This is a genomic window from Massilia sp. UYP34 (assembly GCF_056279385.1).
Genome location: NZ_JBWBRF010000002.1, coordinates 547,776 through 573,126 on the forward strand (window position 1 = coordinate 547,776; position 25,351 = coordinate 573,126).

Here is a 25,351-nt window from a genome sequence, read left to right on the forward strand (position 1 = left end):
GTAAATCTCGTTCTTGGTATGGGATGGCGGCACCGCACCTTGCGGTGCGCTGCTGCGCTCTAGCGTTGTCTTACGCAGCTAGGGTTGTACCAGTAAACATATTGATATGCAACTACGTGGAAATACGTATGTCGCATAGCTGTGACGAGGGTCAGCAAAAGCGATATGGCGCGGGACACAAATACTGACGGGAATTCGGTAAATATGACGCCGACAGCGGGCGCTGTCGGCGTAAGAACGACATCAGGGCGACGTGAAAACGCCGCCCGTTTCGCGCGCGAAACTGCACCTGCAGCGGCGCCAGCAAAGGCGCTCAGACCGGCGCTTACACCGGCGGATTCACCGGCAGTTCACGGTCGCCCAGCAGCATCTTGGCTGGAGTCATCGGCGTGGTGCGCAGGCGCTTGCCGGTCGCATGGAAGATGGCGTTCGATACCGCCGCGGCCACGCCGACGATCCCGATCTCGCCCACGCCCTTGACGCCGAGCTGCTTGCTCACGATGCGGTCGTCCTCTTCCACGAAGATCACGTCGATGTCGTGGATGTCGGCGTTCACCGCCACGTGGTACTCGGCGTAATTGTGGTTCATGAAGCGCCCGTACTTTTCGTCGGTATGGGTTTCTTCATGCAGGGCCTGGCTGATGCCCCAGACCACCGCGCCGCTGATCTGGCTGGCCGCGGTCTTGGCGCTGATGATGCGTCCGGCCGCGACCGCGCTGACCACGCGGGTCACGCGCACCATGCCCAGCTTCTCGTTGACGCGCACTTCGCAGAACACGGCCGAGTGCACCGCGCGCGCGTACTTGCGCTGCTTGAGCATCTGCGGCGTCATGAAGAATTTTTCTTCCAGGCGGTCCAGGCCCGCGTCGCGCAGCACGGCGGCCAGCTCGATCCGGCGCGCCGGGTCCGTTTTCAGGAACACCGCGCCGTCGCCGAACTCCACGTCGCGCATGCGCGCCTTGGCCAGTGGCGAGTCCTGCATTGCCGAGGCCATCTTGAGCAGCTGGTTCTTGAGCTTTTCGCAGGCGCCGTGCACGCCCGAGCCAACGGTGGCCATGTGCGACGAGCCGCCTTCGATCGGCGCCATCGGCAGCGTCGAGTCGCCCAGCTGGAAGGTCACCTGCTCCAGCGGCAGGCCAAGCTGCTCGGCGGCGACGATCGACATCGCGGTATAGGTCCCGGTGCCGATGTCGGTCGCCGCGCTGCTCACCACCAGGCGCCCGTCGACGTGCAGCACGGCCGAGACGCGCGCCACCATCACCAGCGCATCCCAGATGCCGGTCGCCATGCCCCAGCCCACCAGCTCGTCGCCATCCACCATCGAGCGCGGCTCGAGCGCACGCTTGTCCCACCCGAAGCGCTCGGCGCCCTGGCGGTAGCATTCGCGCAGCTCCTTGGTCGAGTACGGCTTGTCCTCGATCGGCGAGACGTCGGTGTAGTTCTTCAGGCGCAGGGCCAGCGGGTCCATCTTGAGTTCGTATGCCAGCTCGTCCATCGCCACCTCGAGCGCGTGCACGCCGTGGGTGGCGCCGGGCGCGCGCATGTCCAGCGGCGTGAAGCGGTCATGCGCCACCACCTGGTAGCCGAGCTTGACGTCGGGGCAGGCGTACAGCTGCCCGGACCAGTTGACGATCACTTCCACGTAGTCCTCGAGCCGCGAGGTTTCCTGGATCGCCTCGTGCCAGATCGCCTTGAGCGTGCCGTCACGGTCGGCGCCGAGGCGGATGCGGTGCCAGGTCTCGGGACGGTGGCCGAAGCTGAACATCTGCTGGCGCGTGAGCACCACGCGCACCGAGCGTTTCAGCTGCAGCGCGCCCATCACCGCCAGCGGCAGCTGGTATTGCGGACGCAGGCCGGATCCGAACGCGCCGCCGACGTAGGGATTGCGCACCGTGACCTTGTCCTTCGAGATGCCGAAGCCGTGCGACACGTACCAGCGGCTGTTCTGCGAGCTCTGGGTCTTGTCGTAGATGGTCAGGTGGCCGTCCTCGCCGTAGATCACGGTCGAGGCGAACATCTCCATCGGATTGTGGTGCTCGACCCCGTTGTAGTACTGCGAGTCGATCTTGACCGGGGCCTCGGCGAACGCCTTCTCGCCGTCGCCGGTGGAGCTCGGCGGCGTGAAGCCGGCCTTCATCTTCTTCGGCTCATAGGCCTGGTCGAGGCGTTCGAGGTGGTTGGTCTCGTGCGCCTCGACGTCGTAGTGCACGCGCACCAGCTGGGCCGCGTGGCGCGCGGCCTCGAAGGTGTCGGCGATCACCAGCGCGACCGGCTGGCCGCTGTAGAAGATCTGGTCCGAAAACAGCGGCCGGAACGGCGAGCCGGCGGGAGCGGTCATGTCCTTCCAGGCGATGTCGAAGGAGCGCATCTTGGGGCGGTTCTCGTGGGTCATCACCGAGATCACGCCATGCGCGGTGAGGGCGTCGACGGTGTCGATGCGGGTGATGCGGCCCTTGGCCACGGTGCTGCTGACGACTACGCCGTAGCACAGGTCGGGCGCGAACACTTCGGCCGCGTACTGGGCCTGGCCGGTCACCTTGGCGCGGCCGTCGACGCGCGAGACGGACATGCCGCTCTTGACGCGGCCGGTGCCGGCCGGCGCGCTCGGGGCGCGCAATTCTGGAATCAGGTCGGTCATGCTCGGTCTCCCTCTGGATGTCGGGCCTGGGGCTGCGCTGCGCCGCTGGCGATATCGGTGCCGCGCGCGGCGCTGGTCAAGGCCTGGACGATGGCGTTCTTCGCCAGCGTCAGCTTGAAGTCGTTGTGGCCGTAGCCGCGCGCGCCCTGCAGGATGGCGTCGGCCGCGGCGGCGAAGGCTTCCTCGCCGGCCGCCTTGCCCACCAGTTGCTGTTCGGCTGCTTCGATGCGCCACGGCTTGTGGGCCACGCCGCCCAGCGCGATGCGCGCGGCCTTGATGGCGCCGCCGGCCTCGAGGTCGAGGGCGGCCGCCACCGACACCAGCGCGAAGGCATAGGACAGGCGGTCGCGCACCTTGATGTAGGCGCTGTGGGCGATGAAGCGGTCGGCCTGCGGGACCGTGATATGGGTGATCAGTTCGCCCGGCTGCAGGGTGTTGTCGACCTCGGGACGGTCTTCCGGCAGGCGGTGGAAGTCGGCGAAGGGGATTTGCCGCTTGCCGCTGCTGGACTGGACGTGCACCGTGGCATCCAGCGCGCGCAGGGCCACGCACATGTCGGACGGGTGGGTCGCGATGCAGGCTTCGCTCGTGCCCAGGATCGCGTGCTGGCGATTGACGCCGTCCCTGGCCGGGCAGCCGGTGCCGGGCTCGCGCTTGTTGCAGGCGGTGCCGACGTCGTAGAAGTAGACGCAGCGGGTGCGCTGCATCAGGTTGCCGCCGTTGCTCGCCATATTGCGCAACTGGGGCGAGGCGCCGGCCAGGATCGCGCTCGACAGCAGCGGATAGCGCTCGCGCACCAGCGGGTCGTAGGCGGTGTCGGCGTTGCGGGCGAGGGCGCCCAGCAGCAGGCCGCCGTCGGCATCACGCGCGACCTGGTCCAGGGCCAGGCCCTCGACCCTGAGCCCGTTGATGTCGACCAGCTGCGAAGGACGCATCACGCCTTCCTTCATCAGGTCGAGCAGGTTGGTGCCGCCCGCGATCGGGCGCGCCTGGCCGCCGCTCAGGGCCGCCAGCACGGCGTCGAGGTCTTTCGATTGGGTGAAGGTGAAGGGATTCATGCCAGCACCGCCCCGGTGGTAAAGGCCGGCTTGTCGCCGTCATCGCGCGCGTGCTCGCCGCGGCGCAGCTCCATCACCTGGACCACGGCGTCCGCGATCTGCGGATAGGCGCCGCAGCGGCAGATATTGCCGCTCATGAGTTCGCGCACGTCGTCGCGCGACCTGGCCTGGCCCTCGTTCATCAGGCCCACGGCCGAACACAGCTGTCCCGGGGTACAGTAGCCGCACTGGAAAGCGTCGCACTCGATGAAGGCTTGCTGAAGCGGGTGCAGGTCTTCACCGTTGGCAAGGCCCTCGACCGTCGTGATTTCCTTGCCGTTCTGCATGACCGCCAGGGTCAGGCAGGAATTGATGCGCTTGCCGTCCACCAGCACCGTGCATGCGCCGCATTGTCCCTGGTCGCAACCCTTCTTGGTGCCGGTCATGCCTGCGCGCTCGCGCAACAGGTCAAGCAAGGTCACCCAGGACTCGACGTTGAATTCGCGGTCTTGCCCGTTGATACGCAGGCGGACCGGATACTGCTGGTGAAGTTCCATGGTCATTCCTCTCTATGAGAAGCCATGACCTTACCCGTGCAGGTGGTGCGTCACGGTTAGGTGACGCACCTATTCCCGAGGTTGCTTGCCAATTTGCTCAGGGACCGCGGAAGACCACCGTCTTGTTGCCGTCGACAAACACACGGCGCTCGATATGGAACTTGACCGCCGCCGCCAGCGCCAGGCACTCGTTGTCGCGGCCGACGCGGGTCAGCTGGTCGACCCGGTAGTTGTGGTCGACCCGGGTCAGCACCTGTTCGATGATTGGGCCTTCGTCGAGGTCGGGCGTGGCGTAGTGGGCGGTGGCGCCGATCAGCTTGACCCCGCGGTCGAAGGCTTGCTGGTAGGGATTGGCGCCCTTGAAGCCGGGCAGGAAGGAGTGGTGGATGTTGATGCACTTGCCGGCCAGGCGCCGCGCCAGCTCGTCCGACAGGATCTGCATATAGCGCGCCAGGATCACCAGCTCGGAACCGGTCTCCTCGACAATCTCGAGCAGGCGCGCCTCTTGCTGCGCCTTGTTGTCCTTGGTTACCGGCAGGAATACGAAGCGGATGCCTTCGCGCTCGACCATCGGGCGCAGGTCGAGGTGGTTCGACACCACCGCCGTGATCTGCATGTTCAGTTCGCCATTGCGGCGGCGGTACAGCAGGTCGTCCAGGCAGTGGTCGGTCTTGGAGACCATGATCACGGTGCGTACCGGGTCGAGCGGGTCGAACATCTTCCACTGCATCTCGAGGCGGCCGGCGACGAGGTCGGCGAATTCGCTGCGGATACGGTCGATCGGTGGTGAATTTTCTTGCTGGCGAAACACGGCGCGCATGAAGAAGCGCGCGGTCGAATCGTCGTCGAACTGTTCCAGCGCGCAGATATAGCAGTCGCGCTCGGCGAGGAAGGTCGCGACGGCGGCGACGATGCCGGTGCCGGCCGGACAGCTGGCGTTGAGGATGTATTCGATGCGGCCGGCTGGCGCCGGGGCGATGCTGCTCATGAGTGATTCCTGTCGGTTAGGGGCAAATTGCAATGTAGTCGTCCGTCACGCGACACCGGCCAGGTGGGCCGGCGGCAGCTCTGGTATCCGGCGCCGCCGGGTCGGCGACGCTGGCAAGGCGATGTTGTCAGAATATATAGAATGAGGGATGCGGCCGACGCCGTCAAGCATCCAGGTCAGGCATGCTACCATGCGCGCTTTTGACCGTCCCGCCATGCCGATCCCGACCTCGATGCGCATCCGTCCGCTGCTGCCCGCCGACCTGGACGCCGTGCTGCGCGTGCAGGCGGCCTGCTATCCGCCGGCGATGCAGGAAGCGGCGGCGGTGGTGAAGGCGCGGCTGGATGCGGCCGCCGCCACCTGCCTGGCCGCGTGCGATGCCGGCGGCGTGTGCGGCTACCTGTTCGCCTACCCGTCGCGCCTGGGACGGGTCACCGCCCTGGGCGCGCCGTTCGAGATCGCGCCGGACGCCGACACCCTGTACCTGCACGACCTGGCGGTCGATCCGCGCGCGCACGGGCGCGGACTGGCGCGCGCGCTGGTGGCGCATCTGCTGGGCCGCGGCCGACGCCTGGATTCGTCCCGGGGCTTGACCCATGCGGCGCTGGTCTCGGTGCAGGACAGCACGCGCTTCTGGAGCGGCCTCGGCTTCAAGGAGCGCTCGACCGGCGATGCGGGCCTGCTCACGTATCCGGCGGGCGCCGTCCATATGGCGCGCCCGCTCACTTAATTTGCTGGACGGATCATTCGACGCGGCGCACCTTGGCCGAGGCGTTGCTGCCTTCCACGCGCATGAAGATGGTGCCGAACAGATTGCGTTCGATGCTGACCTTGGCGTCGTCGCGCGGGGCCAGGACCGCGTCGCTGCCGTCGACGACGCGCCACACCTGGCCGTTGGCCAGGCGGATCCGCGAACCCGGGCCCCAGCCCTCGAACCTGCCGACGACCGTGCTCTGGACCGAGCTGGGCTGCGTCTCGCGCTGCTTCACCGCCTCCATGCCGAAATTGTCCTCGGCGCCGGCCGGGGCCGGCGCGCTTGCCGCCCGGGCCGCCGTCGCCGGGCTCGCCACACCGACGGGGATCGCGTCATAGCAGGCCACGCGCGATGCGACATCGGTCATGGCGCGGCAGGTCAGGAGCGCCGCATCGCCAGGGCTGGCATTGGCGAGCGCGGAGCCGGAGGCGAGCAGCAATACGGCAAGGGGCAGTGCGGCAAGAGGCAGTGCGGCAAGAGGCAGAGCGGCAAGAGGCAGGGCTTTCATCGGAATCCTAGGTAAAGGTGGAAGCTTGCCCGCGGGCGCGCCCCTGGGCGGCTACGATTATAGGGGATGCCGATGCATGAAGGGAAATCGTGGGCCGGCCGGCAGCCGCGCGCGGGACGTTCTATACTGCTGCGACGCCAGGCACCTCCAGACCGTGGCGCGCCATCCCAAACCAAGGAAGATCATGGATCAGCAACCGAACGACACCCCAGGCCAGCAAGTGACGATCATCGCCACCCTCTACGCGAAGGCCGGCCAGGAAGCCGCGCTCGCGGCGCGCATGCACGAGATGATCGACGCCACCCGCAAGGAAGCCGGCTGCATCCTGTACGAGCTGCAGCGCTCGGACGAGGACCCGCGCGAGTTCATCATGGTGGAATACTGGCGCGATGCCGAGGCGATAGCACTGCACGACGCCAGCGCCCACATGGCCGCCCTGGTGGCCGACCTGCCGGCGCTGGTCGACCGCCCGGTGGTGGTGCGCAGGTACACGCCCGCCTGAGCGAGGCGCACTTCAGCCGGGGCGGTCGCGCCGGACGGATCGCGCCTGGGCGTAAGAGGGCGCTGTCGAAAAATTTAACACGGTTCGCCGACGTATTGACGCGGCTGCGGAAATATTTCGTAGAATCAAAGAGTTGCCATTCCGACCATATTTGGCCCGCTTCTTGCTCATCTATTTGCTCACCCGAGGTGAATAACCACAAGGAGCATGTCGATGGCGCCCATCATCCCCTACCTGTTCGCGGCCGCGCTGCTGGCCCAGCCGGCGCAGGCCGCGGTCACCTATTCCTGGCACGAGGTCGGCACTTCGCCAATCTCGCCGCCGGGCCTGAACATGGAACTCGTGTTTTCGGACGACGCGGTCGCGCAGGGCAAGCTGGAACTCGATTTCGTGAACATGTGCGACCTGGGCGAGCCTTGCCTCGATGGGCAGGACAGCCTGCTGTCGCTGCGCTACTGGTATGCAGAGCCGTGGGCGGACGAAGGTCGTGCGAATTACATCGATTATGGCCACCGCAAGCTGCCCGCGCACTATTTCGATCGAATCCGGCTGAACCTGACCTTCCTGCCCGGCGGCCTGCTGGACGGATACATCTACGCCAATGACGGCAACTCGCACGTCGAGATCGCGAGCCTCGGCGGCCTGTTCACGGTCGTGAATGCGCACAGCGACGAACCATTCGGGTGCAACTACTTCTCCGATCCCTGCTCGGGTTCGACCGGCTACCTGGCGGGCGCGTCGATCGAAGGCGAGGTGCCGGAACCGTCGAGCGTGCTGCTCGCCGGCCTGGGCCTGGCGGCCATCGGGTTCGCGCGCCGGCGGCGGGCGCGCCGGGATTGACAGGCGCGTAATCAGGCAGCCGGCGCCAGCAGCGCCGCGGTGTCGGGCGCGCCCATGCGCAGCGCCGCATCGTGGGCGCTGACGCCGCCGGCATCGCGCAGCGCCGGGTCGGCGCCGCGCTCGATCAGCAGGCGGGCGATGTCGACCCGGTTGAACATGGCGGCGAACATCAGCGCGGTCCTGCCGGACGGTCCCGCATGGTCGGCGATGGCACCGTGGTCCAGCAGGAGCGTCGTTACCGCCAGGTCGCCCTTGAAGGCGGCGCCGTGCAGCGGCGCCTGGGAGGCGTCGTTCAACAGTTGCGGATCGGCGCCGTGCTCCAGCAGCACGCGCGCGGCGTCGAGGTGGCCGTGGTAGCAGGCCAGCATCAGGAGACTGTCGCCGCGCTCGTTGCGCAGATTGGGCGGCAAGCCCTTGGCCAGCAGCGCGCCGAGCGGTTCGGCGTCGCCCTTGCGGGCGTACTGGAACACCTCGCGCAACCATGCGAGGGTGGCTTCGTCGAGTTCCGCCGGCGTGGCCGGCAGGGTGGATTCATTGGCTTGCATGCGGGGTCCTGTGTCGGTGCGATGGTTGATTAGATCACATCCGGCGCCGCCACGCAGTCGCCGCACGCCAGCTGACGGGGGGTGTTCGAGGCCGAGCCGGACCTGCGGCTGGCGCACGATTGAGGGTCCGCAAGCGGCGCCGGGCGCCGCCGCCGCACCATGGGACGCCGATTGTTCCACAGGAGAGCCCATGAAAGCCGGCACCTGGATGGCGCTCGCGGCCTGCATGCCGGCCGGCGCGCTGGCCTCGATTCCCTATGTGTATCCGTTCAATGCGATGACCGGCCAGGAAGTGATCGAGCATCGCCTCAAGGAGCCCAGGACTTAGCTCGACTACATCAACCGCAAGAAGGTGGGACGGGTGGACGCCTACCTGAACGGCATCAAGGATGCGGGCCATGGCCGCGAATGGTGCCTGGCCAGGCCCGTGCTGCCGCAGGAACTGAACGTGGCCGTCGTGCGCCGCCTGAAGGCGACGCGCAAGCCGGCCGAACTGAAACGCAACGCGGCGCCGCTGGTGCTGGCCGAGCTGCGCCGGCGCTTTCCCTGCCCACCGCCGGGCAAGAAGAAGCGCTGAGCGAGGATGGTCAGAAGTCGACGTTCATCGACACCCACAGGCGACGACCGTCCATATTGTTGACGTACACGCTGCCATAGGTCGGCGCCGCGGTCGGGGTCGACTGGTAAGGACGGTAGTCGACGAAGTCCTTGTTGAGCAGGTTGTAGATCGCGGCATTGATCGAGATGGTCGGGCTGAGCTGGTAGGCGGTGCCCAGGTGCAGCATGCCATAGCCCTTGTAGTCGCCCAGCGTCGCCTTGGCGGCGCGGGTGACGGCCGAGACGCCCGGATCGCGATAGCGCTCGCTGCGGTACTCGGCGCGCAGCCACGCGTTCCACTGCTGCGAGATGTCCCAGGTCAGGCGCGCATTGAGCGCGTGCTCGGGCGTGTCGGACAACGGCTTGCCGGCGTTGGCGCCGCTTTTCTGCTCGCTCTCGGTATAGGTGTAGTTCGCGCTGGCGACCCAGCCGGCGGCCAGCGGGAAGCGGGTCGCCAGTTCCACGCCGCGCGTCACTGCCTCGTCGACGTTGATCGACTGGCTGAAGGCATCGACGTTCGGCCAGTTGCCGAAGCTGACGCAGCCAGGGCGGTCCGGCGCCAGGCGGTAGGCGCAGTTCAGCAGGCCGGTGCCGCTGGTGATCTTGTCCTGGAACTCGTTGTTGAACACGGTGACGTTGCCGGTCCAGCCGGCGCCGTTGTCGAAATAAGCGCCCAGCTCGGTCGTCACGCTGGTCTCGGGCGTCAAGCCCGGGCTGCCGACCAGGGGAATCGTGCCCTGGCCGCCGAAGCCGATGATGCCGGGCGAAAGCTGCTCGACGCGCGGCGTTTTATAGCCCTTGCTGACGCCGCCCTTGAAGGTCCAGCGCGGCGACGTCGTCCACACCAGGTAGGCGCGCGGGCTGGTCTGGCCACCGAAGATGCTGTGGTCGTCGTAGCGCGCGCCCAGGGTCAGGGCCAGGCGCTCGTGCAGCCGCCATTCGTCTTCCAGGAACAGCGCCTTCTGGGTGAACGCGAACACCTCGGGCGCGACGCCGTCGACCATCTCGGCATCCCAGTGCTGGGCGCCGATGGTGGTCAGGTGATTGCCCCATGGGACCAGGAGCTTCGTGTCGAACACCTTGCTCTCGACTTCCAGCGTGCGCGGGGAGCCGGCCGCCGCGCCCGGCGTCCCCGGCGGAATGGTGCGGCCATTGGTCTCGGTCTGGTTGACCATATAGCTGCTGTCCCAGGTGCCGAACGGCAGGCGTGCCTTGTAGGCGGCGGTGTACTGGTTGCGGTTGTACTGCTGCTCCGGGCCGTAGCCGCCCTGCACGCCCAGGGTGCCGAGTAGTCCGGTCGAATTGTCGTACTTCTGGCGCGTGGCGTCGGCGTCAAGCGTCACCTCGTGGTTGCGATGAGGCGTGAAGGCCAGGCGCGCGCCGAGATTGCGCACGGTGGATTCAACCGGATTGGCGCCCATGTTCAGGCCGTTGGTCTGGCCCTCGTAGGTGATGCTGGCGGCGTCGCGCCGCTGGGCGCTGCCGCGCAGGGCCAGGCCCAGCACCTCGCTCGCGATCGGGCCGCTCAGGTAGAACTTGCCGGCCTTGACGTCGCCGAATGCCGATTCTTCCTGCACCGTGTAGTCGGCCGAGACCGAGCCGTTCCACTGCTTGCCGACCTTGCGCGTGATGATGTTGACCACGCCGCCCATCGCGTCCGAACCGTACAGGGTCGACATCGGTCCGCGGATGATTTCGATGCGCTCGATCGCGCTCACCGGCGGCATGAAACTGGTCGAGGTGCCGCCGAAGCCGTTCGGCGTGACGTTGCCGGCCGCGTTCTGGCGCCGGCCGTCGATCAGGAGCAGGGTGTAATCGCTCGGCATGCCGCGCACGCTGATGTTCATCCCACCGGTCTTGTCGCCGGCGGCGGCCACGTCGATGCCTTCCACGCTTTCCAGGGCCTGGGCCAGGTTGCCGAAGCGCTCTTTCTCGAGCTGGTCGCGGGTCAGCACGGTGATCGAGGCGGGCGCTTCGCGGATGGTCTGCTCGAAGCCCGAGGCCGAGACGACGACGGTCGCCATGTCGGCCGGGACGGCGTCGGCATGCGCGGCGACGGGCAGGGCGCCGATGGCCAGACTCAGGAGCGAACGGCGCAGCAGCGGGGCGTGAAGAACTGGGGTAGGCATCATTTTTCCGTGGTTTTAATTAAGAGCGTGTAGATACAGATGTAAAGCGATGTAAAGATCAGGTTGCTCATATTCTAAACACAAATACGAATCATTCCTATTCTTATTTGTAGAAATGTGGCATCGATGAGGGGGCCGGGCGCCTCCGAACTCGGCCATTGGTCGCTAGGGCGGCAGGTTGTCGGCTATCATGCCGGGTGCGCCAGGGACGAGGCTGTCGGTCCCGGCCAGCGCCCCATTGTCATTACAGCCCCCTGAGGAGTACACATGAAGAAGACCATGATCCTGGCCGCGAGCCTTGCCGCCGCCGCCGCCATCCCTTCGGCCCATGCCAGCGCCGACCTGGCCAAGGCCAAGGCCTGCATGGCCTGCCACGCCGTTGCGAGCAAACTCGTCGGTCCGTCGTACAAGGACGTCGCCACCAAGTATGCGAAGGACGCCGGCGCCGAAGCGCGCCTGGCGTTGAAGATCCAGAAGGGCAGCAGCGGCACGTGGGGTCCGGTGCCGATGCCGGCCAACCCGCAGGTCAGCGACGCCGAGGCGAAAACCCTGGCCAAGTGGATCCTGGCGCAGAAATGACCCACCGGCGGCGCCGTCCGGCGCCGCACATCGACCATGCCGGGCTACCGGCGCGGTCCTCCCATACGGGCGCGGCGCCTGGACGACAGGCCCCGCCCATGCTCCTCCCGATCTCCCCGGCGTTCTCTCCCTTCGGCATCAACGGCGGCGCTGACGTCGGCGCCATGTTCGAAAATTTCGATGAAAGGCGGTGAGATTATCCGTTTTTCAAGTCCTCGTCGTGCGAGCATAATGACTCCATCGCGTCGAACACAAGCCGGAAAGACCTGCGGATTTCTCCGCCCCGGCGATCGAGTGGATCGATGATTACCCATTACGAAAGGATGACACCATGTTGAACGTACGTAAAAGCAATGAACGCGGCGGCGCCAGTTTCGGCTGGCTCGACTCGAAGCACACCTTTTCCTTCGGCCACTACCATGATCCGAAGCACATGGGCTTCGGTCCGCTGCGCGTCATCAACGAGGACAAGGTGGAGCCCGGCCGTGGTTTCGATTCGCACGGCCACCGCGACATGGAAATCATCTCGTATGTGCTCGACGGCGCGCTGGAGCACAAGGACAGCATGGGCAACGGCTCGGTGCTGCGCTACGGCGACGTGCAGCTCATGAGCGCGGGCTCGGGCGTGGTGCACAGCGAATACAACCACTCGAAGACCGAGGGCGTTCACTTCCTGCAGATCTGGATCATGCCGAACGTGGGCGGCGCCGAGCCGCGCTACGAAGAAAAGCACTTCGACGCGGCCGACAAGACCGGCAAGCTGCGCCTGATCGCTTCAAACGACGGCCGCGAGGGATCGGTGTCGATGCGCCAGGACGCCGCATTGTATGCGACCATCCTGGATGGCGACGATCGGGTGGAGCACGCCCTGGCCGCCGGCCGCCAGGCCTACGTCCACGTGGTCCGCGGCCGGGTGACGGTCAACGGGATCGCGCTGGACGGCGGCGACGCGCTGAAAGTGACCGCCGAGGACGCGGTGACCCTGGCGCAGGCGGCCGGCGCCGAGGTCTTGCTGTTCGACCTGCCGCAATAAGGAGCCGCCGCGCTCGCCGCCCCCAGGAGGGGCGGCCCCCGGCACATGACGAAGTTGGCGACGATAACGGGAGACCGCCATGCAAGTGACCACTACGCGCGGCAACGACAAGCTGCAATACAAGATCCGGATCGGCAAGCATGAGCTGATCGCCGACGCCCCCGAAGCCCTGGGCGGCGACGACAGCGGTCCCGCGCCGCACGATCTCCTGGCCGCCTCCCTGGCGGCCTGCACCGCGCTGACCGTGACGATGTATGCCAGGCGCAAGGGCATGCAACTCGACGACGTGCGGGTCGCCATCGACCATGGCCAGCAGGACGACGCCTACGTGTTTCGCTGCAGCATCGAATTGGTCGGCCGGCTGAGCGCGGAGGAACGCGCCCGTCTGCTCGACATCGCCAACAAGTGCCCGGTCCACAAGACCCTGTCAGGCCCGATCCGGATCCTGACCGACGCGATCTAGGCTGGGCCCGCGCAGGGGTCGGGCAGCATGCGCGCGAAGGCCGCCCCGGTGCGCATGCGCGCGATCCACCACTTGAGCGCGGCGCCATCCTCGCCGCTGCGCCAGGCGAGATAGAAAGTCTCGTCCGCCTTCGGTTCCACCACCTGTTTCTCGACCAGCAATCCCTGGTCGATGGCCGGTCGCGCCCATGCTTCCGGCAGGAAACCGAAGCCGAGCCCCTGGACCTGGAACTCGTACTTGGTGCGCATGTCGGGCACCGCCAGCGTGTCTTGCCCGAACAGCAGGCCGACGGTGCGCGCGCCGAGCACGCGCGCCGAGTCCGAGACCGAGATCGCCCGGTAGGGCAGCAGGTCGGTCTTGTCGAGCGGATGCGCTATCCGCGCCAGCGGATGGTGCGGGGCGACCGTGAACACGAAGGCGCTGCTGCCGAGCGGTTCGGCGGTATAGCCGCCGCCCGAAGGGCCTTCGCCGGCCGCGCCTACCAGCAGGTCGACGCGGCGGTCGAGCAGGGCGTCCCAGGTGCCCGACAGCGACTCGCGGACGATGCGCAACCGGGTCTGGTCGGCCACCTCATAGAAGGCTTCGATGTCCGGCTGCAGCGCCCCGCTCGATAACACCGAATCCATGCCCAGGGCGATCTCGGTCTCCCAGCCCGAGGCCACCCGCCGCACCCGCGATTCGAGGTCGCCGGCGGCGCGCAGCAGGTAGCGGCCTTCCCTGAGCAGTTCCTGGCCGGCCGCGGTGAGCGTCACCTTGGGGCCGAAGCGTTCGAACAGCCGCACGCCCAGGTCGTCCTCGAGCTTGGAGACGGTATACGAGATGGTCGATGGCACGCGAAACAGTTCCTTCGCCGCCCCGGCGAAGGAACCGCGACGGGCGATGGTTTCGATGATCTGGAGGGCGTCGAGGCTGAGCTTGAGCAATTGTATTTCCCACGTTGGGTGATGGCGCCATGGTAGCGCCAAGCACCGGCCCGCACCAAGTATTGGCTTGCTCAACATGGCAATCTGATTCTATCGCCGTGGCGCTGGTCTAACGATACTTCATCGACCGGGCGCCGATCGGGCGTCGCCTGCAAGAAGGAGCTGAACATGTATCTGATTTCATTGGGCGCCGGCATCCTGGCCGGCCTGCTGTATGGCCTGATCAACGTGCGCTCGCCGGCGCCGCCGGCCATTGCCCTGGTTGGCCTGCTGGGCATGCTGATCGGCGAACAGATCGTCCCGGTGGCCAAGCGCCTGATCGACGGCCGCCCGGTCACCGCCAGCTGGTTCGCCAGCGAATGCCAGCCCAAGATCACGGGCGTAGCCAAGCCGCCGCAAGCCCATGCGCAGGAACCGGACGGTCCGCACCAGGGCTGATCCGCGGATTTCACCAGCCAGCGCGTTTTTCAACCCACGGAGAACATCGTGAGCAATCCAAAACTCGAAGTCCTGACCCCGCAGAATTCGCAGCTGATCGTCATCGACCACCAGCCGCAAATGGCGTTCGGCGTGCAGTCGATCGACCGCCAGACCCTCAAGAACAACGTCGTGGGCCTGGCCAAGGCGGCCAGGGTGTTCAACATCCCGACCACGATCACCACGGTCGAGACAGAGTCGTTCTCGGGCAACACCTACCCCGAACTGCTGGACGTGTTCCCGGGCCAGCCGATCCTGGAGCGCACCTCGATGAATTCGTGGGACGACCAGAAGGTGCGCGACGCGCTTGCCAGCAACGGCCGCAGGAAGGTCGTCGTGGCCGGCCTGTGGACCGAGGTGTGCAACACCACCTTCGCCCTGTGCGCGATGCTCGAAGGCGGCTACGAGATCTACATGGTGTCGGACGCCTCGGGCGGCACCACCAGGGAAGCGCACGACATGGCCATGCTGCGCATGGTGCAGGCCGGCGCGGTGCCGGTGACCTGGCAGCAGGTGCTGCTCGAGTGGCAGCGCGACTGGGCCCGACGCGACACCTACGAGGCGGTGATGAAGATCGTCACCGAGCACTCGGGCGCCTACGGCATGGGCGTGGACTACGCCTACACCATGGTGCACAAGGCCGCGGCGCGCGCCCAGGGTACGCACGAGATGCTGGCGCCGGTTCCTGCCCATCCTGCCCGTTGATCGGCGCGCCGACCAACATGCCGGCCAACACGCCGACCGACACGCCGGAAGCGACCGGCGTTTTCGCCACCGCAAACCCGCCGGGCGAGCCGCGCCAGGCGCTATCGGGAGTACACGCATGAACCAAGCACAGTCCAGCGCGGGCGCGCAATCGGCCCCGCCGCTCATCCTGATCAACGGGTGCTTCGCGACGGTCGACCGCGAACAGCCCCAGGCCAGCGCGGTCGCCATCCACGACGGGCGCTTTCTGGCCGTGGGGGACACCGACGACGTGATGCGCCACCGCCGCGACGGCAGCCAGGTGATCGACCTGAACGGCCGCACCGTGGTGCCGGGCCTGAACGACTCGCACCTGCACCTGATCCGCGGAGGCCTCAACTACAACCTCGAGCTGCGCTGGGAAGGCGTGCCGTCGCTGGCTGACGCCCTGCGCATGCTCAAGGAGCAGGCCGATCGCACGCCCAATCCGCAATGGGTCAGGGTGGTGGGCGGCTGGACCGAATTCCAGTTCGCCGAGCGCCGCATGCCGACCCTGGACGAGATCAACGCCGCCGCGCCGGATACGCCGGTGTTCGTCCTGCACCTGTACGACCGCGCCCTGCTCAATCGCGCGGCCCTGCGCGCGGTCGGCTACACGAAGGACACGCCGGATCCCCCGGGCGGCGAGATCGTGCGCGACGGCGCCGGCAACCCGACCGGCATGCTGGTCGCGCGTCCGAACGCGATGATCCTGTATGCGACCCTGGCCAGGGGGCCGAAATTGCCCTACGACCTGCAGGTGAACTCGACCCGGCAATTCATGCGCGAACTGAACCGCCTGGGCCTGACCAGCGCGATCGACGCCGGCGGCGGCTTCCAGAACTACCCCGACGACTACGCCGTCATCGAGGAACTCGACAAGGCCGGCCAGCTCACCATCCGCATCGCCTACAACCTGTTCACCCAGAGCAAGGGCAAGGAGCTGGAAGACTTCGGCGCTGGACCGGCATGGTGACGCCGGGGCAGGGCAGCGACTACTACCGCCACAACGGCGCCGGCGAGATGCTGGTGTTCTCGGCGGCCGACTTCGAGGATTTCCTGGAGCCGCGCCCCGAGCTCGCCCCCGGCATGGAAGACGAACTGGAACGCGTGGTGCGCCACCTGGTGGCCCAGCGCTGGCCGTTTCGCCTGCACGCCACCTACGACGAATCGATTTCGCGCATGCTCGACGTGTTCGAGAAGGTCGACCGCGACATCCCGTTCGACGGCCTGCACTGGATGTTCGACCACTGCGAGACCATCACCCAGCGCAATATCGACCGCGTCGCCGCGCTCGGGGGCGGTATCGCGATCCAGCATCGGATGGCGTTCCAGGGCGAATACTTCATCGAGCGCTACGGCAGCGCGGCGGCGCAGTCCACCCCACCGGTGAAACGGATGCTGCAGACTGGCGTGCCGGTCGGCGCCGGCACCGACGCCACCCGCGTGGCCAGCTACAACCCGTGGACCTCGCTGTACTGGCTGGTGACGGGCCGCACCGTGGGCGGCCTGCCGCTGTACGGCAGCGCCGGCCACCTGCCGCGCCAGGTGGCGCTGGAACTGTGGACCGCGGGCAGCGCCTGGTTCTCCAATGAGCAGCAGAAGAAGGGCCGCATCCGCGAGGGGATGCTGGCCGACCTCGCGGTGCTGTCGGAGGACTTCTTCAGCATCGACGCCGAACAGATCAAGGCGATCGAATCGGTGCTGACCGTGGTCGGTGGGCGCATCGTGCATGGCGCCGCCGAGTTCAGCAGCCTGGGACCGCCGCCGATTCCGGTGCTGCCCGACTGGTCGCCGGTGACGCAGGTGGCGGGCCACTGGAGACGGGCCAACGCGGCCGAAGCGCGCGCCCAGCCGAACCTGCCACGGCAGGCGCTGCCGCACCAGTGCAGCGGCCCGTGCGGCGTGCATGCCCACGGCCACGACGCCGCGCGTCGCGCGAACGTGCCGGTGTCGGATGTCGGCGGCTTCTGGGGCGCGCTCGGTTGCAGCTGCTTCGCGTTCTGACGATGGCCGCTCCTGCCCCTGCTCCTGCCCCTGCGACTGTGCCTGCCGCTCCATCGCGCCTGCAGGGTTTCGACATGGGCTTTCTCGGCGGCTACGTCGACACCCTGGGCTTCATCGGCTTGTTCGGCCTGTTCACGGCCCACGTCACCGGCAACTTCGTGCTGCTCGGCGCCTCGCTGGCCGACCCGGCGAACATCCCGTCGCTGTTGAAGATCCTGGCCTTTCCGGCGTTTATCCTCGGCATCGCCGCGGCGCGCCTGCTGGTGGCGTGGTGCGAGCGGCGCGGCAGGGATGCGCAGCGGCCGTCATACCTGCTGCAGCTGGTGCTGCTGATCGGCTTCATGGCCTGCGGCATGCTGGCCGAGCCGGTCACGCGCGACATGTCGGCGCTGGCCATGGCGGCGGGCCTGCTCGGCACCGCGGCGATGGGGGCGCACAGCGCGGCCAGCAAGCTGCTGCTGGCCCACCTGGCGCCGACCTCGATGATGACCGGGAACGTGACCCAGCTGGTGATCGATACCGTGGACCACCTGCGCGGGGCCGGCGACGCCGCCACCACGGCGCGCTGCAGCAAGTTCTTCTGGCCGCTGTTCGGCTTCGCGCTCGGCTGCGCGGCGGGCGCCTTCCTGTTCCTGGCGGCCGGCTTCGTGGCGCTGATCGTCCCGGTGGCGATCCTGTGCCTGCACCTGGTCAAGCCCGGCCTCGGCCAGGCGTAGGACATTCAGGCGTAGGACATTCCAATGACCAAGAACCGCCTGGAGGCGTTCAGCGACGGCGTGATTGCCGTCATCCTCACCATCATGGTGCTGGAGCTGACGCCGCCGCACGACGCGGCGTTCGGCGACATGCTGGCGGTCGTCCCGGGCTGGTTGCGCTACGCCCTGAGTTTCGTCTACATCGGCATCTACTGGGTCAACCATCATGCGCTGTTCGAGCGCGTGGAGCGGGTCGACTGGGCCACGCTGTGGGCCAACCTGCACCTGTTGTTCTGGATGTCGCTGATCCCGTTCGTGACCGCCTGGGCCGCCGAACACCCGCTGGCGCCGGCCCCGGTGGCCCTGTACGGCGTGGTGCTGTTCCTGTGCTCGGTGTCCTTCATGCTGCTGGCGTGGCGCCTGGGCGCGCTTGCCGGCCTGGATCACGCCCACACCTGGCAGAACGGCAAGAACCGGCTGTCGCTGGCCATCTACGCACTGGCGGTGGGGGTGTCGCTGTGGCAACCGTTGATGGCGGCGCTGATTCACGTGCTGCTGGCGGCGCTGTGGCTGGCGCCGAACCGGAACGAACGCGGTAAGCCGTGACTGGACGCCACCGCACCTGAACGGCATCCCACGCCCACGGTTTCTGCGACCAGTCGCGTTTCACCCGCACCTTCCACGAGGTGGCCGGCCTGTCGCCCCACGTCTGGCGCTGCCTGCACCGGCCGGGCCGCGCGGCCGATCCGTACGAAAGCGAACAGAAGCGCACCATCGGACGGGATATGGTGGAGGCTGCCTAACCAGTGGGAGCGCCCCGTGTTCGACTTCATCACCGAGTTCATGCAGAGCGGCGGCTACCTGGCCGTGTTCGCCCTGATGGCGTTGGAAAATATTTTCCCGCCGATTCCGTCCGAGCTGATCATGCCGTTCGCCGGCTTCGTCGCCGCGCGCGGCGACCTGCACGTGGTCGGTGTGCTGCTTGCCGGCACCGCCGGTTCGGTGGCCGGGGCCTTGCCCTGGTACTACGCCGGCAAGGTCTATGGCAAAGAACGCCTGGAAAAATTTGCCGACAAGCATGCGCGCTGGATGACCGTCACCCATGGCGACATCGAGCATGCGATGGATTCATTCGAGAAGCATGGACGCAAGGTCGTGCTGTTCGGACGGTTGATTCCGGCGATCCGCACGCTGATCTCGGTCCCGGCCGGCCTCGCCGGCATGCCGATGGGACAGTTTTTGCTGTACTCGACGGTGGGCTCGCTGGTCTGGACCGGCATCCTGACCGGCGCCGGCTACATGCTCGAGAGCCAGTACGAACGGGTGGCGCAATACGTCGATCCGGTCTCGAAGGCGGTGCTGATCGGCCTGCTCGGCTGGTACCTGTACCGGGTGGCGACCTTCAAGAAGCGCGCCAAGGCGCAGGAGTCCTAAAGTACTCACCTCAGGACGGCCGGGACGCCTCGGGGATAGTAGAGCCGGCGCGCCACCAGACCTGGTTGCGTCCGTTCTGCTTGGCGCGGTACAGATGGGCGTCGGCCGCTTCGAACAGCCCGGCTTGCTGCTCGTCGCCGCCAGGATCGAGGGTGGCGCCGCCGATGCTGACCGTTAATAGCGGCGCCACGCTCGACGCCTCGTGCGCGATGCCCAGAGCGGTGACCGCCTCGCGCACCCCTTCGGCTACCCGGCGCGCATCAAACGCGTCGGTGTCGGGCATCAGGAGCAGCAATTCCTCGCCGCCGTAGCGCGCCGCCAGGTCGCCCGGGCGGCGCAAGGCGGCGCCGGTCACCCGCGCCACCGAGCGCAGCGCGCGGTCGCCGGCCGGGTGGCCGTAGCGGTCGTTGAACTGCTTGAAGGCGTCGATGTCGAGCAGTGCCAGCGACAGCGGGCGCCCCGAGCGCCGTGCGCGCTGCCATTCGAGGTCGTACATTTCGTCGAAGCGGCGGCGGTTGGCCAGTTCGGTCAGGCCGTCGATGTTGGCGAGCCGCTCCAGCATCCGGCGCTGGCGCACCACCTGCAGGTGCAGCGCCACGCGCGCCATCACCACGGTGTGGTTGAAGGGCTTGACGATGTAGTCCGAGGCGCCCATCCTGAGGCCGTTTGCCTCGTCCTCGGGGCGGTTCAGGCCCGAGATGAAAATCACCGCGATGTGGGCCGTGCGCGGCGCAGCGCGCAGGCGGCGCAGCACCTCGTAGCCGTCCACGTCGGGCATCATCACGTCGAGCAGGATCAGGTCCGGCAGGTGGCGCGCGGCGCGCTCCAGGGTCTGGGCGCCGTTGCGGGCCAGCAGCACCGTGTATTCGGGCTTGAGCAGTTCGCCCAGCACTTCGCGGTTGATGGCGTCGTCGTCCGCCACCAGGACTTTTTGGGTTTCCACCAGGTTCATCTGTTACCTTCCAGGGCGACGCTGTGACTAACGCCTTGACTGAAGCCGTGATTCAGGCCGTGACTCAGGCCGAGCTGCGCCGCCAGCGCCGACAGCGGCGCCAGCGCGGCGCCGTAGTCCAGGTCGTCGATCGCGCGCCGCAGCAGGGCCAGTTGCGGCGCGCGCTGGCCGCCGGCCAGCAGCGCCTCGAGCTGATCGAGCGCGTCCTCGGCGCAGGCGTCGTCGGTGCGCAGCCAGCCGTCGAGACGGGCCACCACCTCGGCCAGCGCCGGCGCGGCAGCCGGTGGCGGCCGGCCGAAGGCCGCCACCCGGGCCAGGCCGGCCAGCACCGGCTCGGCGGCGGCGATCAGCGCGGGCACCTGGACCCCGATCCGTTCATGCCGTCCGGCGCGCAGGTCCTGGTCCAGGCGGCCGGCGGCGGCCGACAGCGCGAAGGCGCCGACATAGGCCGCGCTCGACTTGAGGTTGTGCGCCAGCGACTGCATGCGCGCATGGTCGCCGCCGCCCAGCGCCTCGCGCAGGATGGCGGGCGCATCGCCGTACTCGCGCACGAAACTGCCGGCGCGCTTCTCGAGCCGGCTGCGCTGGCCGTCGACATGGTCCAGGGCCAGGCCCCAGTCGATGCCGGGCACCGCCGGCAGGGCGCGCGCGATGGCTGCCGCCGATTCCGCCGATCCCGTCGATTGCACCGATTCCGCCGACACCGCCGCTGGTCGTTCGTCCGCTGGCAGGGAGCGGCCGTCAAGGCGGGCCGGGTCGATCCACTTGAGCAGGGTGCAGAACAGCAGGTCGGGGTCGATCGGCTTGGTCACGTGGTCGTTCATGCCGGCCAGCCGGCTCTGCTCGCGGTCGCTGGCCATGGCGTGCGCCGTCATGGCCACGATCGGCAGCGTGCGCAGGCGCGGATCGAGGCGGATCGCGCGCGTGGCGGCGTGGCCGTCCAGCTCCGGCATCTGGATGTCCATCAGCACCAGGTCGTAGTCGCCCGCGCGCGCCATGCGCACCGCTTCCTCGCCGTTGAAGGCGACATCGACCTGCGTGCGCGCGGCCGCCATGAAGTCGAGCGCGACCTCGCGGTTGTTGGCGTTGTCCTCGGCCAGCAGGATGCGCGCGCCGTCCAGGCGCGGCAGGTCGGCCATGATGGCCGGTGGCGTATGCGCGGCGCGCGCGTCGCCGCCGTCCTGCGCCGGCGCGGCGTGCGGATGCAGTACCTGCAGCACGCTGTCGTACAGCAGCGCCGGGCCGACCGGCTTGTCGAGGAAGGCGTCGACCGGCAGTTCCCCGGCGCTCTCCAGCACCGCCTCGCGGCCGACGGCCGACACCATCAGGATCGCCGGCGGCGTGGCGCCGGCGACGTGGGCGGGGATGCGACGGATGGTCTCGACGCCATCCAGGCCGGGCATCAGGTAATCCATCAGCACGATCTGGTAGGGGCGGCCTTCGGCCTGCGCCGCGGCCAGCATGCGCAGGCACTCCTGGCCCGAGGCGGCGCTGTCGGACCGCGCGCCGAAGGTGTCCAGCATGCCGGCCAGCGCGGCGCGCGCGCTGGCGCTGTCGTCGACCACCAGCGCGCGCAGGTCGGTCAGGATCGCCGGGCGCAGCGCGCCGGCGCCAGGCTGGCCGTCGTCGAGCCCGAGCGGGACGGTGAAAGTGAAACAGCTGCCGGCGCCGGGCGTGCTCTGGACCGAGATGCGCCCGCCCATCAGCTCGACCAGCTGGCGCGAGATCGACAGGCCCAGGCCGGTGCCGCCGTATTGCCGGGTGGTGGAGCTGTCGGCCTGGGTGAAGGCGTCGAACAGGCGTTCGAGCTGTCCCGCGTTCATGCCGATGCCGGTATCGCTGACCGAGAACGCCAGCATGATCCGGCCGTCGCCGGCCGCACCCGGTTGGGCTTCGACCGCGACCACGATCTCGCCGCGCTCGGTGAACTTGACCGCGTTGCCGGTCAGGTTGATCAGCACCTGGCCCAGGCGCAGCGGATCGCCCACCAGCCGTTGCGGCACGCCGGGCCCGACCCGGAACACCAGCTCGATGCCCTTGGCCTCGGTTTTCATCCCGACCAGGTTCGACAGCTGCTCGAGCATCTCGTCGAGCGCGAACGGCGCCGCCTCCAGCGACATCTTGCCGGCCACGATCTTCGAGTGGTCGAGGATGTCGTTGATGATGCCCAGCAGGTGTTCGCCGGCGCCCAGGATCCCGGAGACGTAGTTGCGCAGCCGGGGATTCGGATCGGCGGTCAAGGCCAGCCGGCTCATGCCGATGATGGCGTTCATCGGGGTGCGGATCTCATGGCTCATATTGGCCAGAAACTCGGACTTCATGCGCGCCTCGGATTCGGCGCGCTGCATCGCCGCGCGCAGCGTCTTGGCGCGCAGGCTCAGGATGTGCATGAAGACCAGCATGTCGAAGGTGATCCCCAGCTGCAGCGAGTGGTTGGTCCAGAAATTGACCGGCACCTCGCCGGCGGCAAGCAGGCCCTGGGTGATCGTGCCGCCGTAGCTGGCCACCCAGCTGATCAGGAAGTAGGTGCCGATCGCGTCGCGCTCGCGCATGCGCCGGAATGCCGCCGGCACCCCGAGCAACATCGGCACCGCGCCCACGGTGGAAGTGATGGCGATCATCGGCAGGTGCGTGATCAGGTCGAAGGCCCAGGCCACACCGGTCAGCGCGCAGATCGCCGCGCCGCTGCGCATGACGATCCGGAACCTGCGGTCGCGCCCGGGCCGCGCCATGATCTGCTCGACGAACAGGTAGGCGCCGACCGAGCCGACCATCGACGAGAGCCCCATCATGTGCTCGCTGAGCCACAGGTGGTCGCGCCACAGGAACTGCTCGGCCGTGCCGTGCCAGATCGTGAGGTAGACGGTCAGGCCGCCGATGAACAGCGCATACTTGAAGAACAGCGCATCGCGCAGCGCGACCCACTGTCCCAGGCTGTAGAGCACCAGGCAGGCGGCGATGCCGAACAGCAGCCCTTGCAGCATCTGTTCCCCGAGCGCGGCGCGATGGAAGGCGTCCTGCTGGAAGAAGGTCACCGGCAGCAGCTTCGGACCGCGCGACTGGACCCGCACCAGCAAGGTGTAGTCGCGGCCCGGGGTGAGTTCGAGCGCGACCGCCGGCACCCGGCCCTTGAGTGCGCCCTTCATGTCCTGGCGCCGGCCGGTGGCGGCCAGCTTGCGCAGCGCGCCGCCCTCGACCAGGTAGACGTCGAGGTATTCCAGCAGGGCGACGTCGAACTGCACCACCCAGTGCGCAGGGGCGTCGGGCGCGACCCGGAACGGGATCCGGATCCAGCTCGGCGCCGGGTTCAGGCCCAGGGTGCCATACGCCTTGTCGGGCGCCGTGAAGCGATCCTGCGCGGCCAGGGCGCCGGCCACGTCCAGGCTCTTGCCGGGGTCGCGCAGCAGGCGCGCCGCTGGCCAGCCTTCGACCGCCGGGGTGTCGGCGGCCAGGACCGCCGGGGCGGCGCCCGCCGCGCGCGCGGACAGCAACAGGCAGAGCGCCAGGCCGAGCAGGATGGACAGGGCGCGCATGGTCAAGCCGCCCGTTTGTCCGCATCCACGTCGGCGCTGCCGCTGGCAGCGGCCGCTTCGCCATGCCCGGCCAGCCTGGCTTCGAGGCGGCCCAGCCAGCGCGGCGCGCGCGGGTCGTGGCGCCACTGGCCGAGCGCGTCGCGCACCTGGCCCAGCAGCGCGTCGGGCAGGCGCAGGGGACGGGTCTGGTCCATCAGGAAGCGCGTGACCAGCCGGTAGCCGAAGGCGCGCGTGAGCATGCGGCTGATCGAGAAGCCCGGCACAGCCAGGCGCACGACGGCGTCGGTGGCGCGCACCAGGGCCAGGCCGCCCGCGAACACGAGCCGCGACGACAGCGGCTGGCGCCGGTTCAGCCCGAGGTCGGCGCTGGCGTCGCGCCCGCACAGGTAGCGCGTGAGCAGGGTCGGGAAGGGCTTGAACAGGCGCAGCGCAATCTCGCCCTCCATCGCGCCCATCAGGGCCGCCGCCAGTGCCGGGCGCGGATCGGGAGCGCGCACCAATTCTCGGCCGCGCGCCTGGATGTCGTGGAACGCCTGCTGCGCCTGCGCCATGGTGTCGGGCATCAGGGAGCGTTCGATGCCGAGCAGGTGCCCCAGCACGTTCCAGGCATGCAGGTAGTCTTCCTCGTCCCGGCGCGCGAGGCCCAGGCCGAGCTTGCGCAGGCTGCGCAGGAACACGTAGTGGAAGGTCAGCAGGGTATAGGCCAGCTCTTCCTGGTTGCACGGCAGGCCGCTTTGCGCGGTGTTCCAGCCATGGGCATACAGCGTGTGGTAGATACCGCCGCCGGCGGGCAGCAGCGGCCGCACGGGACCGGCGCCCAGCGAGTCGTCGGGCGAGCCGCGCAGGATCAGGTGGCGGATGGTGGCGTGGATCAGCCTGACCTTCAACGCCTGCGCCACGCCGGCGCCCTGGCTGGCGGTCATTCCCCCGGCGAGCATGACCGGGAAGATCATGGCGGCGGTGGAGCGCACCCGGTAGTCGGTGTGCGCCTCGAGCTGGCCGGCCGCGTGCAGCACGGCGGAAAGATCCGGCAGCACGTAGCATTCGGGCAGGCTGGCGCAGAACAGCAGGGTGCACGACAGCATGCTCATGTCCATGAACAGGCCTTCCGCGCGCGCGATGCGCTCCGGGTCGGCCCACCCGGGCAGGGCGCGGCAGGCGGCCAGGTAGTCGTTCAGCGCCGCGGCGGCGCGCGGATCGAGGCCCGGCCCCGGCTGCCAGTGCGCCAGGGCGCCGTTGCTGTCCCAGCGCGCCAGCTCGCGATTGACCGCGGCGATGCGTTCGGCCAGCTGCTGCGGACCGTCGGCGCCGGCCAGCATGGCGGCGACGGCGAGATCGGCAGGCGGATCGGCGCGCATGGACGGGGCCGGCGTGAACGGCGGATGGGGTGCGTCGCGGTGCATACGGTCTCCTGGTACGGCGGTGGGAAGCGTCGGG

At 68.2% G+C, this 25,351-nt stretch carries 24 protein-coding genes and 1 pseudogene; 14 read left to right on the forward strand and 11 right to left on the reverse strand.

The genetic code is table 11. The features are described from left to right. Window positions 1–325: 325 nt before the first annotated feature. The 4 genes from ACZ9AQ_RS05790 to purU all read right to left on the reverse strand — a co-directional run bounded on the left by ACZ9AQ_RS05790 (window position 326) and on the right by purU (window position 5,220). Window positions 326–2,638 (reverse strand): xanthine dehydrogenase family protein molybdopterin-binding subunit, encoded by a 2,313-nt coding sequence (locus ACZ9AQ_RS05790; RefSeq protein ID WP_429202047.1) that lies wholly within the window; start codon window positions 2,636–2,638, stop codon window positions 326–328. Next, window positions 2,635–3,696, reverse strand: a complete 1,062-nt coding sequence (locus ACZ9AQ_RS05795) for an FAD binding domain-containing protein (protein WP_429202045.1) — start codon at window positions 3,694–3,696, stop codon at window positions 2,635–2,637. The genes ACZ9AQ_RS05790 and ACZ9AQ_RS05795 overlap by 4 nt, the downstream gene beginning before the upstream one ends. After that, window positions 3,693–4,232: a (2Fe-2S)-binding protein gene (locus ACZ9AQ_RS05800; protein WP_429202042.1), complete on the reverse strand. Its 540-nt coding sequence runs from the start codon at window positions 4,230–4,232 to the stop codon at window positions 3,693–3,695. Before ACZ9AQ_RS05800 ends, ACZ9AQ_RS05795 begins: the two co-directional genes overlap by 4 nt. A 97-nt stretch (window positions 4,233–4,329) precedes the next feature. Next, a complete protein-coding gene (gene purU / locus ACZ9AQ_RS05805; RefSeq protein ID WP_429202041.1) occupies window positions 4,330–5,220 on the reverse strand; it encodes a formyltetrahydrofolate deformylase in 891 nt (296 codons plus the stop codon). A gap of 190 nt (window positions 5,221–5,410) precedes the next feature. Here purU and ACZ9AQ_RS05810 point away from each other — a divergent pair, with 190 nt between their 5' ends. Beyond that, the gene (locus ACZ9AQ_RS05810) at window positions 5,411–5,950 is read left to right on the forward strand and encodes a GNAT family N-acetyltransferase (protein ID WP_429202039.1); all 540 of its coding nucleotides are present in this window, start codon (window positions 5,411–5,413) and stop codon (window positions 5,948–5,950) included. 13 nt (window positions 5,951–5,963) lie between these two features. On the opposite strand, the gene ACZ9AQ_RS05815 is transcribed toward ACZ9AQ_RS05810, so the two are convergent. Beyond that, window positions 5,964–6,482 carry a hypothetical protein gene (locus tag ACZ9AQ_RS05815; RefSeq protein ID WP_429202037.1) on the reverse strand — a complete coding sequence of 173 codons (519 nt, stop codon included), beginning with the start codon at window positions 6,480–6,482 and terminating at the stop codon, window positions 5,964–5,966. 184 nt (window positions 6,483–6,666) lie between these two features. Here ACZ9AQ_RS05815 and ACZ9AQ_RS05820 point away from each other — a divergent pair, with 184 nt between their 5' ends. Then, window positions 6,667–6,984, forward strand: coding sequence for a putative quinol monooxygenase (locus ACZ9AQ_RS05820; protein ID WP_429202036.1), 318 nt, complete (start codon window positions 6,667–6,669; stop codon window positions 6,982–6,984). A 213-nt stretch (window positions 6,985–7,197) separates the two neighbouring features. Next, window positions 7,198–7,824: a PEP-CTERM sorting domain-containing protein gene (locus ACZ9AQ_RS05825; protein WP_429202034.1), complete on the forward strand. Its 627-nt coding sequence runs from the start codon at window positions 7,198–7,200 to the stop codon at window positions 7,822–7,824. A gap of 11 nt (window positions 7,825–7,835) precedes the next feature. Here the strand turns inward: ACZ9AQ_RS05825 and ACZ9AQ_RS05830 are convergent, their stop codons facing one another. Further along, complete coding sequence (locus ACZ9AQ_RS05830) at window positions 7,836–8,369, reverse strand: ankyrin repeat domain-containing protein (protein ID WP_429202032.1); 534 nt, start codon at window positions 8,367–8,369, stop codon at window positions 7,836–7,838. 190 nt (window positions 8,370–8,559) lie between these two features. Between ACZ9AQ_RS05830 and ACZ9AQ_RS05835 the strand changes: the two genes are divergently transcribed. Beyond that, window positions 8,560–8,697 carry a hypothetical protein gene (locus ACZ9AQ_RS05835; protein WP_429202030.1) on the forward strand — a complete coding sequence of 46 codons (138 nt, stop codon included), beginning with the start codon at window positions 8,560–8,562 and terminating at the stop codon, window positions 8,695–8,697. A 24-nt stretch (window positions 8,698–8,721) separates the two neighbouring features. Further along, window positions 8,722–8,946: a Rap1a/Tai family immunity protein gene (locus tag ACZ9AQ_RS05840; RefSeq protein ID WP_429202029.1), complete on the forward strand. Its 225-nt coding sequence runs from the start codon at window positions 8,722–8,724 to the stop codon at window positions 8,944–8,946. Window positions 8,947–8,956: 10 nt separating this feature from the next. Here the strand turns inward: ACZ9AQ_RS05840 and ACZ9AQ_RS05845 are convergent, their stop codons facing one another. Further along, window positions 8,957–11,095 (reverse strand): TonB-dependent receptor domain-containing protein, encoded by a 2,139-nt coding sequence (locus ACZ9AQ_RS05845; protein ID WP_429202027.1) that lies wholly within the window; start codon window positions 11,093–11,095, stop codon window positions 8,957–8,959. A gap of 267 nt (window positions 11,096–11,362) precedes the next feature. Here ACZ9AQ_RS05845 and ACZ9AQ_RS05850 point away from each other — a divergent pair, with 267 nt between their 5' ends. The 3 genes from ACZ9AQ_RS05850 to ACZ9AQ_RS05860 all read left to right on the forward strand — a co-directional run bounded on the left by ACZ9AQ_RS05850 (window position 11,363) and on the right by ACZ9AQ_RS05860 (window position 13,170). Then, window positions 11,363–11,674 (forward strand): c-type cytochrome, encoded by a 312-nt coding sequence (locus ACZ9AQ_RS05850; RefSeq protein WP_429202025.1) that lies wholly within the window; start codon window positions 11,363–11,365, stop codon window positions 11,672–11,674. A 331-nt stretch (window positions 11,675–12,005) separates the two neighbouring features. Continuing rightward, window positions 12,006–12,707, forward strand: coding sequence for a pirin family protein (locus ACZ9AQ_RS05855; RefSeq protein ID WP_429202023.1), 702 nt, complete (start codon window positions 12,006–12,008; stop codon window positions 12,705–12,707). Between the two features lie 79 nt (window positions 12,708–12,786). Then, window positions 12,787–13,170 carry an OsmC family protein gene (locus tag ACZ9AQ_RS05860; protein ID WP_429202021.1) on the forward strand — a complete coding sequence of 128 codons (384 nt, stop codon included), beginning with the start codon at window positions 12,787–12,789 and terminating at the stop codon, window positions 13,168–13,170. On the opposite strand, the gene ACZ9AQ_RS05865 is transcribed toward ACZ9AQ_RS05860, so the two are convergent. After that, on the reverse strand, window positions 13,167–14,093 hold the full coding sequence (locus ACZ9AQ_RS05865; RefSeq protein ID WP_429202019.1) for a LysR substrate-binding domain-containing protein: 927 nt from the start codon (window positions 14,091–14,093) through the stop codon (window positions 13,167–13,169). The genes ACZ9AQ_RS05860 and ACZ9AQ_RS05865 overlap by 4 nt on opposite strands. A gap of 162 nt (window positions 14,094–14,255) precedes the next feature. Between ACZ9AQ_RS05865 and ACZ9AQ_RS05870 the strand changes: the two genes are divergently transcribed. The 6 genes and pseudogenes from ACZ9AQ_RS05870 to ACZ9AQ_RS05895 all read left to right on the forward strand — a co-directional run bounded on the left by ACZ9AQ_RS05870 (window position 14,256) and on the right by ACZ9AQ_RS05895 (window position 19,429). Further along, window positions 14,256–14,531 carry a XapX domain-containing protein gene (locus tag ACZ9AQ_RS05870; RefSeq protein WP_429202831.1) on the forward strand — a complete coding sequence of 92 codons (276 nt, stop codon included), beginning with the start codon at window positions 14,256–14,258 and terminating at the stop codon, window positions 14,529–14,531. Between the two features lie 48 nt (window positions 14,532–14,579). Then, window positions 14,580–15,275: a hydrolase gene (locus tag ACZ9AQ_RS05875; RefSeq protein WP_429202017.1), complete on the forward strand. Its 696-nt coding sequence runs from the start codon at window positions 14,580–14,582 to the stop codon at window positions 15,273–15,275. A gap of 118 nt (window positions 15,276–15,393) precedes the next feature. Beyond that, a pseudogene (locus ACZ9AQ_RS05880) lies at window positions 15,394–17,300 on the forward strand (amidohydrolase). 38 nt (window positions 17,301–17,338) lie between these two features. After that, complete coding sequence (locus tag ACZ9AQ_RS05885; protein WP_429202015.1) at window positions 17,339–18,016, forward strand: YoaK family protein; 678 nt, start codon at window positions 17,339–17,341, stop codon at window positions 18,014–18,016. A 24-nt stretch (window positions 18,017–18,040) separates the two neighbouring features. Continuing rightward, window positions 18,041–18,601, forward strand: coding sequence for a TMEM175 family protein (locus ACZ9AQ_RS05890; protein ID WP_429202013.1), 561 nt, complete (start codon window positions 18,041–18,043; stop codon window positions 18,599–18,601). A 213-nt stretch (window positions 18,602–18,814) separates the two neighbouring features. After that, entirely contained in the window at window positions 18,815–19,429 is a 615-nt protein-coding gene (locus tag ACZ9AQ_RS05895) for a DedA family protein (protein ID WP_429202011.1), read from the forward strand. Between the two features lie 10 nt (window positions 19,430–19,439). Here ACZ9AQ_RS05895 and ACZ9AQ_RS05900 read toward each other — a convergent pair whose 3' ends face one another. The 3 genes from ACZ9AQ_RS05900 to ACZ9AQ_RS05910 are packed head-to-tail and all read right to left on the reverse strand — an operon-like array spanning window position 19,440 to window position 25,317. Then, window positions 19,440–20,381, reverse strand: a complete 942-nt coding sequence (locus ACZ9AQ_RS05900; protein WP_429202010.1) for a diguanylate cyclase — start codon at window positions 20,379–20,381, stop codon at window positions 19,440–19,442. Then, window positions 20,378–23,914, reverse strand: a complete 3,537-nt coding sequence (locus tag ACZ9AQ_RS05905) for a response regulator (RefSeq protein WP_429202008.1) — start codon at window positions 23,912–23,914, stop codon at window positions 20,378–20,380. The genes ACZ9AQ_RS05900 and ACZ9AQ_RS05905 overlap by 4 nt, the downstream gene beginning before the upstream one ends. 2 nt (window positions 23,915–23,916) lie before the next feature. After that, window positions 23,917–25,317, reverse strand: a complete 1,401-nt coding sequence (locus ACZ9AQ_RS05910) for an oxygenase MpaB family protein (protein WP_429202007.1) — start codon at window positions 25,315–25,317, stop codon at window positions 23,917–23,919. Window positions 25,318–25,351: the final 34 nt, after the last annotated feature.